Origin of the sequence: Pseudomonas sp. (assembly GCF_041601375.1) — a bacterium.
GTDB lineage: Bacteria > Pseudomonadota > Gammaproteobacteria > Pseudomonadales > Pseudomonadaceae > Aquipseudomonas.
Window position 1 is genome coordinate 1 of record NZ_JBFIIG010000228.1, and the last position, 5855, is coordinate 5855.

Below are 5855 nucleotides of genomic sequence, written 5' to 3' on the forward strand. Positions count from 1 at the left end.
CCGGTGCGCGGGGTGCGCACCGAACTGACGATCAACCCCGAGGGCTATGTAGGCGAAGGCGACTTGTTCCTCTTCGCCTCGGTACTCAATGAATTTTTCGCCCTGTATGCCAGCTTGAACTCGTACCACGAGCTGCGCGTGCAGAGCACACAGGGAGAGGTGTACCAATGGACGCCGCGCATGGGGCAACAGCCCCTGCTATGAGACTCTGCGCAAAGGCATGCGAGCTAGAGCCAGGCAAGGCGAAGACGGGCGAAGAAGGGCTTGGAGTCGCACCCGACGTTACGAGGTGTAAATGAGCATTCTGAGCCCGACTGCAACGCCGCCTGGCCGAAGCGCAGCTGACTTTGAGCCGGGTCTTACCCGGCTTAGCCGGGGCATCCGCGAGTACAGCCTGTTCCAGGGTGTGCAGCTGGTGCTGGAACGCTTGCAGGCCGCCCATCCCGAACTGGATGAGGAGGCGCTGTATCAGCGCCTGGAACTGCAGGCCAATCCGAGCCTGGGCTTTCCCGGCAGCGATATCGATCGCGTGCAGTTCTTCGAGGAGCACGGCGAGCTGCGCGCGAGCCTGCGCATCAATCTGGTCAGCCTGTTCGGCGCCGGTTCGCCGTTGCCGGCCTTTTATGGCGAGCAGGCCCTGGGCGACAGTGTCGACGGCAACCCGACCCGCGATTTCCTCGACCTGTTCAACAACCGCCTGCAGCGCCTGCTGTTGCCCACCTGGCAGAAATACCGTTACCACGCGCGCTTCCAGAGCGGCGCCGCCGACCCCTTCTCCGAGCAGCTGTTCGCGCTGATCGGCCTGGGCGGCGCGACCATTCGCCAGGCCTCGGAACTGAACTGGAAGCGCCTGCTGCCCTACCTCGGCCTGCTCAGCCTGCGCGCCCACTCGGCGGCGCTGATCGAGTCGGTGCTGCGTTACTACTTCAAGCACGCCGCGCTGCATATCGAGCAATGCCTGGAGCGCCAGGTGGAAATTCTCGGCGAGCAGCGCAACCGCCTCGGCCTGGCCAACAGCCAACTGGGCGAGAGCCTGGTGCTCGGCGAATTCGTACGCGACCGCGGTGGCAAGTTCCGCATCCATGTGCAGCAGCTCAACTGGGAGCGCTTCCACGAATTCCTGCCGACCGGCAACGGCTACCAACCGCTGTGCGCGCTGGTCCGTTTCACCCTGCGCGACCCGCTGGATTACGACATCCGCCTGGAACTGCGCCAGGACGAAATTCGCGAACTGCGCCTCGGCGCCGACAACCCCTGCCTGCTGGGCTGGACCACCTGGCTGGGGCGCGATAACGCCGACGGCGTGGTCACCCTCGGCAGCAAAACTCATTAAGGACTGATGAAATGATCAACGTCGATCTGCAACAGCTGGTACAAGCCCTCGACGCCGCCACCAAGAACGATCTGGAACTCGCGGCCGAGCGCTGCGTGGTACGCGGCGGCAGCAAGATTCTGGTCGAAGACCTGCTGCTCGGCCTGCTCGAACGCCCGGACGGCCTGCTCGTCCGCGCCCTGCAGGATGCCGAAGTCGACGCCGGCGAGCTGGCCCGCGCACTGCAGCCGCGCGGCGAGCACAACGAGTCGCGCAACCCGGTGTTCTCCACCGAGCTGGTGCAATGGCTGCAGGACGCCCTGCTGGTGGCCAACCTGGAACTCGGCCAGAACCAGGTCGACCAGGCCGCGCTGATCCTCGCCCTGCTGCGCAACCCGATGCGTTATGCCGGTAGCCACTACCAAACGCTGCTGGCCAAGCTCAACCCCGAGCGCCTGCGCGATTTCGCCATGGCCCAGCAAGCGCAACCCGCCGCAGGAAAACCGGCTGCAGGCGGCGAGTCCAATCTCTCGCGCTTCACCCACAACTTCACCCAGCAGGCCCGTGACGGCAAGCTCGACCCGGTGCTGTGCCGCGACGCGGCGATCCGCCAGATGATCGACATCCTCGCCCGCCGCCGCAAAAGCAACCCGATCGTGGTCGGCGAGGCCGGTGTCGGCAAGACCGCCATCGTCGAAGGCCTGGCCCTGCGCATCGCCGCGGGCGAAGTGCCGGACGCGCTCAAGGGCGTCGAACTGCTGTGCCTGGACCTCGGCCTGCTGCAAGCCGGTGCCAGCGTCAAAGGCGAATTCGAACGCCGCCTGCAGGGCGTGATCGATGAAGTCAAAGGCTCGCCCAAGCCGATCATCCTGTTTATCGACGAAGCCCACACCCTGATCGGTGCCGGCGGTCAGGCCGGTGGCGGCGACGCGGCCAACCTGCTCAAGCCGGCACTGGCTAGAGGCGAGCTGCGCACCATCGCCGCCACCACCTGGAGCGAATACAAGAAGTACTTCGAGAAGGACCCGGCCCTGGCCCGCCGCTTCCAGCCGGTGCAGCTGCTCGAACCCACGGTCGACGAGGCGGTGACCATCCTCCGCGGCCTCGCCCCGGTGTATGAGAAGAGCCATGGCATCTACCTGCGCGACGATGCGGTGGTCGCCGCCGCCGAGCTGTCGGCGCGCTATCTGGCCGGCCGCCAACTACCGGATAAAGCCGTCGATGTACTCGACACCGCCTGCGCCCGGGTGCGCATCAGCCTGGCCGCCGCGCCGGAAGCGCTGGAACGTCTGCGCGGCGAAATCGCCGAAGGCGAGCGCCAAGGTGAGGCCATGGGCCGCGACCTGGACGCCGGCCTGAATATCGATAGCGACGCCCTCGAGCAACTCGAACAGCGCCTGAGCGAAGCCCGCGCCGAGCTGGAGCAGATCGAAACCCGCTGGGCCATTCAGCGCGACCTGGCCACCCGTCTGCTCGAGCTGCGCAAGCAGTGCGCCAGCGCGCGCTCGGCGAGCGCCGAAGAGAACACCGAGCAAGCGACCGACCTGCAACAGCTGGAAGCCGAGCTGCGCGAGGTGCAGGTCGAACTGGCCAGCGCCCAGGCCAATGAGCGCCTGGTCAGCTTCGAAGTCTGCCCGCGCCTGGTCGCCGAAGTGATCAGCCACTGGACCGGCGTACCGCTGAGCCAGCTGGCCCGCGAACACAACAGCAAGGTGCTGAGCTTCGCCAGCGACCTGCGCCAGCGCCTGCGTGGCCAGGAGCAGGCCATCGAGGCCCTGGACCGCTCGATGCGCGCCACCGCCGCCGGCCTCAACCGCGCCGACGCGCCGGTCGGGGTATTCCTGCTGGTCGGCCCCAGCGGCGTCGGCAAGACCGAAACCGCCCTGGCCCTGGCCGACCTGCTGTACGGCGGCGAACGCTTCCTCACCACCATCAACATGTCCGAGTTCCAGGAGAAGCACACGGTCTCCCGGCTGATCGGCGCGCCGCCCGGCTATGTCGGTTACGGCGAAGGCGGCATGCTCACCGAAGCGGTGCGGCAGAAGCCCTACTCGGTGATCCTCCTCGATGAAGTGGAAAAAGCCGACCCGGACGTGATGAACGTCTTCTATCAGATCTTCGACAAGGGTGTGGCCAACGACGGCGAAGGGCGCGAGATCAATTTCCGCAACACGCTGATCCTGATGACCAGCAACCTCGCCAGCGATCGCATCGCCAGCCTCTGCCAGGGCGGCCAGCGTCCGGCTGCGGAAGACCTGGAGCAGGCGATTCGCCCGACCCTGTCGCAGCACTTCAAGCCGGCGCTGCTCGGCCGCATGCGCGTGGTGCCCTACTACCCGATCGACGGCGACGTGCTCAACGAGCTGGTCGGCCTCAAGCTCGCGCGTTTCGCCGAGCGCCTGGCCCGTCGCCAGTTGCAGTTCAGCCATTGCCCGGCGCTGCTGGACAACCTCGCCGAACGCTGCAGCCACAGCGACAGCGGCGCGCGCCTGATCGATCACCTGATCGACCAGCACCTGCAACCGCTGGTGGTCGACCGCCTGCTGGCTGCCATGGCCAACGGTGAAGCCCTGCAGCGCGTGCACGCCACCCTCGACGGCGAAGGAACGGTGGTCTGTGAGTTCGCTTAAGGTGCCGCCGATGTTCCACCAGGTGCCGCAGCCGCTGCGCTATGCCGAGGCGTTGCTGGAACGCTTCGCCGGCCTGGCGCGTGCGGCCAGTGGCGACGCCCTGCTCGGTGGCCTGGTCGAGGCCGCCGCGCAACTGGCCGGTTGCGAGCTGAGCCAGCTGTACCTGCTCGACGAAACCCATACCCGTTTGACCCTGTCCGCCGAATGGCAGAACGGCCTGCTGCAACCGCGCGAAGCGTCGAGCCTGCCGAGCGAATATGACGGCCAGCAGCTGCTGCAGTACTGCCTGTGCCAGAACCAGGTACTCAGCCTCGACGAACTGGACAGCAGCCTGCACCAGATCGGCTTCCTGCCGGACGCCAGCCACTCCTGGCGCAGCCTGCTGTGCCTACCGCTGCTCGACGAGCAGAAGCGGGTCAACGGCCTGCTGCTGATCGCCAGCCAGATCAGCCGCGACCTGCAAGGTTTCGCCGGCTCGCTGGGGCACCTCGGCGGTTTCGTCATCGCCCAGCTGCATCTGCTGCAACGTCTGCGCGCACCCCGCATGGAAACGCTCGCCATCAGCACCACGGCCTGTGCCAGCGGCTACGGCCTGCTCGGCGACAGCGCGCCGATGCGCGAGCTGTACCAGATGATCGGCAAGGTGCTGCACAACCCGGTCAGCGTGCTGCTGACCGGCGAAACCGGCACCGGCAAGGAGCTGGTGGCCCGCGCCATCCACGATTGCGGCTTTCGCCGGAGCAAGGCCTTCATCGTACAGAACTGCGCCTCGCTACCGGAAAATTTGCTGGAAAGCGAGCTGTTCGGTTACCGCAAAGGCGCCTTTACCGGCGCCGACCGCGACCACCAGGGCCTGTTTGATGCGGCCGATGGCGGCACCCTGTTTCTCGACGAGATCGGCGACATGCCCCTGGCCCTGCAGGCCAAGCTGTTACGCGTATTGCAGGAAGGCGAAGTCCGCCCCCTGGGCTGCAACGAAACCCACACCGTCGATGTACGCATAGTCGCCGCCACCCATTGCGCGCTGCGCGAACAGGTCGAGGAAGGGCGTTTTCGCGAAGACCTGTTCTATCGTCTGGCGCAGTTCCCCATCGAGCTGCCACCCTTGCGCGAGCGCGACCAGGACATCCTCACCCTGGCCCGGCATTTCGCCGACAAGGCCAGCGCCCTGCTCCAGCGCGACCCCTGCCGCTGGGCCGAGAGCACCCTGGAACACCTCAGCGGCTATGCCTTTCCCGGCAATGTGCGCGAGCTCAAAGGGCTGGTCGAGCGCGCCGTACTGCTCTGCGAAGGCGGCGAACTGCTGCCCGCGCATTTCAACCTGCGTCCGGACCACAACGCGGACGATACCGGCATGAACCTGCGCGAACGCATGGAGCGAGTCGAACGCAGCCTGCTGCTCGACTGCCTGCGCAAGAACCGCGGCAACCAGACCAGTGCCGCCGGCGAACTGGGCCTGCCCCGGCGCACCCTGCTGTACCGCATGCAGCGGCTGAATATCAGCCCGGCTGATGTTTAAGGCTTAAGGAGAAGAGCATGTTCAATTCAGCCAACCAGACCCATTTCAGCCTGAGTATCGAGGGCCTCGCGCACGATCTGCAGGTGCTCGAATTCAGCGGCCGCGAGGCGATCAGCCAGCCGTTCGCCTTCGAGCTGGAGCTGGTCAGCGAGCGCCCGGATATCGACCTGGAAAGCCTGCTGCACCAGCCGGCCTTTCTCGCCTTCGCGCCTGGCGGCAACGGCATTCATGGCTTGATCTATCGCGTCGCCCAGGGCGAATCCGGCAAACGCCTGAGCCGTTACCACATCACCCTGCGCCCGCAACTGGCCTACCTGGCGCACCGCGTGAATCAGCGGATATTCCAGCACCTCAGGGTGGAAAAGATCATCAGCCAGGTGCTGGAAGAACACGG

5 protein-coding genes are annotated in these 5855 nt (G+C 66.1%); all 5 read left to right on the forward strand.

Annotated features, from left to right (window positions below):
- Positions 1–204: type VI secretion system baseplate subunit TssF (locus ABZE94_RS19685; RefSeq protein ID WP_372877649.1), on the forward strand; the 204-nt coding region annotated here is incomplete at its 5' end.
- A 91-nt stretch (positions 205–295) separates the two neighbouring features.
- Positions 296–1333, forward strand: coding sequence for a type VI secretion system baseplate subunit TssG (gene tssG, locus ABZE94_RS19690; protein WP_372877651.1), 1038 nt, complete (start codon positions 296–298; stop codon positions 1331–1333).
- Between the two features lie 11 nt (positions 1334–1344).
- Positions 1345–3942: a type VI secretion system ATPase TssH gene (tssH, locus tag ABZE94_RS19695; RefSeq protein WP_372877653.1), complete on the forward strand. Its 2598-nt coding sequence runs from the start codon at positions 1345–1347 to the stop codon at positions 3940–3942.
- Between the two features lie 10 nt (positions 3943–3952).
- Positions 3953–5461 carry a sigma 54-interacting transcriptional regulator gene (locus tag ABZE94_RS19700; RefSeq protein WP_372877657.1) on the forward strand — a complete coding sequence of 503 codons (1509 nt, stop codon included), beginning with the start codon at positions 3953–3955 and terminating at the stop codon, positions 5459–5461.
- A gap of 17 nt (positions 5462–5478) precedes the next feature.
- On the forward strand, positions 5479–5855 hold a 377-nt coding region (locus ABZE94_RS19705; RefSeq protein ID WP_372877655.1), incomplete at its 3' end, for a contractile injection system protein, VgrG/Pvc8 family.